This is a genomic window from Pseudonocardia broussonetiae (assembly GCF_013155125.1).
GTDB lineage: Bacteria > Actinomycetota > Actinomycetes > Mycobacteriales > Pseudonocardiaceae > Pseudonocardia > Pseudonocardia broussonetiae.
The window spans coordinates 1-2500 of record NZ_CP053564.1; the positions used below are offsets into that span (position 1 = coordinate 1).

At 57.7% G+C, this 2500-nt stretch carries 2 rRNA genes (1 of these 2 cut by a window edge); both read right to left on the minus strand.

What is annotated here, in order from left to right:
* Window positions 1-37: 37 nt before the first annotated feature.
* Window positions 38-154: ribosomal RNA gene (rrf, locus tag HOP40_RS00005) — 5S ribosomal RNA — on the minus strand.
* A 148-nt stretch (window positions 155-302) separates the two neighbouring features.
* Window positions 303-2500, minus strand: a 23S ribosomal RNA gene (locus HOP40_RS00010); it runs 921 nt beyond the window's last position.

The following is a 2500-nucleotide window of genomic DNA, read 5'->3' on the forward strand; positions in this document are numbered from 1 at the left end:
CCCCGCCTGACGGCGGGGGCCCACAAATCATGTTTGATGTCGGCGGCGACCTACTCTCCCACACCCTGACAGGTGCAGTACCATCGGCGCTGGAGGGCTTAGCTTCCGGGTTCGGGATGGGACCGGGCGTTCCCCCTCCGCCATAACCACCGACAACACTATCCAACTAGTGTCGTACTCGATCAAAGCGTATGCAATTAGTGGATGCGAAACACGAGACGCAGTCTCATCGAACCGATTCGCAACCCGACCACACAGTGTTTGTGTGTTCAGGGTCGCACAGTGGATGCAAACAACTCGTCATGAACAAGCCCTCGGCCTATTAGTACCAGTCAACTCCACCCGTTGCCGGGCTTCCATCTCTGGCCTATCAACCCAGTGGTCTGCTGGGGGCCTTAACCACGCAAGGTGGTGGGAGACCTCATCTTGGAACAGGCTTCCCGCTTAGATGCCTTCAGCGGTTATCCCTTCCGAACATAGCCAACCAGCCGTGCCCCTGGCGGGACAACTGGCACACCAGAGGTCCGTCCGTCCCGGTCCTCTCGTACTAGGGACAGCCTTCCTCAAGTCTCCTGCGCGCGCGGCGGATAGGGGACCGAACTGTCTCACGACGTTCTAAACCCAGCTCGCGTACCGCTTTAATGGGCGAACAGCCCAACCCTTGGGACCTACTCCAGCCCCAGGATGCGACGAGCCGACATCGAGGTGCCAAACCATGCCGTCGATATGGACTCTTGGGCAAGATCAGCCTGTTATCCCCGGGGTACCTTTTATCCGTTGAGCGACACCCCTTCCACCAGGTGGTGCCGGATCACTAGTCCCGACTTTCGTCCCTGCTCGACCTGTCGGTCTCACAGTCAAGCTCCCTTGTGCACTTACACTCAACACCTGATTGCCAACCAGGCTGAGGGGAACCTTTGGGCGCCTCCGTTACATTTTGGGAGGCAACCGCCCCCAGTTAAACTACCCACCAGGCACTGTCCCTGAACCAGATCATGGCCCGAGGTTGAGACACCCAATTCGACCAGAGTGGTATTTCAACAATGACTCCACAACCACTGGCGTGGCCGCTTCACAGTCTCCCACCTATCCTACACAAGCCGAACCGAGCACCAATACCAAGCTGTAGTAAAGGTCCCGGGGTCTTTCCGTCCTGCCGCGCGTAACGAGCATCTTTACTCGTAGTGCAATTTCGCCGAGTCTGTGGTCGAGACAGCGCCCAAGTCGTTACGCCATTCGTGCAGGTCGGAACTTACCCGACAAGGAATTTCGCTACCTTAGGATGGTTATAGTTACCACCGCCGTTTACTGGCGCTTAAATTCTCCGCTTCGCCCCGAAGGACTAACAGGTCCTCTTAACGTTCCAGCACCGGGCAGGCGTCAGTCCGTATACATCGTCTTGCGACTTCGCACGGACCTGTGTTTTTAGTAAACAGTCGCTTGGGCCTGGTCTCTGCGACCGGACACCGCTAGCCCGCAAGGAGCTTCACAGCAGCCGGTCCTCCTTCTCCCGAAGTTACGGAGGTATTTTGCCGAGTTCCTTAACCACAGTTCACTCGATCGCCTTAGTATTCTCTACCTGACCACCTGTGTCGGTTTGGGGTACGGGCCGCAACAGCACTCGCTAGAGGCTTTTCTCGGCAGCATGGGATCACTCTACTTCGCCTCAATCGGCTACGCGTCACCTCTCACCCTTGTATGACACCCGGATTTACCTGGATGTCGGGCTACAGGCTTGCACCAGTACTACCATTCACTGGCGGAGCTACCCTCCTGCGTCACCCCATCGCTTGCCTACTACCGGATCGGGTCCCACGCTCCCCTCAACAAACCAACCCAAAGGTCGGTAAGCGGGTTCGGATGGTTAGCATCACCGGCCTCAGCACGGACGCACTATCACGGGCACGGGAATATCAACCCGTTGTCCATCGACTACGCCTGTCGGCCTCGCCTTAGGTCCCGGCTCACCCTGGGCGGATTAACCTGGCCCAGGAACCCTTGGTCATTCGGCGGCAGAGGTTCTCACTCTGCATTCGCTACTCATGCCTGCATTCTCACTCGCACACCCTCCACGACTGGGTCACCCCGCCGCTTCACTGGATGCACGACGCTCCCCTACCCAACACCACGACTACACAACCAGGCCCGAAGACCAGGAAGCGGATCTCATGTGGTATTGCCACGGCTTCGGCGGTGCGCTTGAGCCCCGCTACATTGTCGGCGCAGGACCACTTGACCAGTGAGCTATTACGCACTCTTTAAAGGGTGGCTGCTTCTAAGCCAACCTCCTGGTTGTCTGGGCGATCCCACATCCTTTCCCACTTAGCGCACGCTTAGGGGCCTTAGCCGGTGATCTGGGCTGTTTCCCTCTCGACTATGAAGCTTATCCCCCACAGTCTCACTGCCGCGCTAGAAATACCGGCATTCGGAGTTTGGTTGAGTTCAGTAAGATTTTGGTCCCCCTAGCCCATCCAGTGCTCTACCTCCGGCATCCACCACG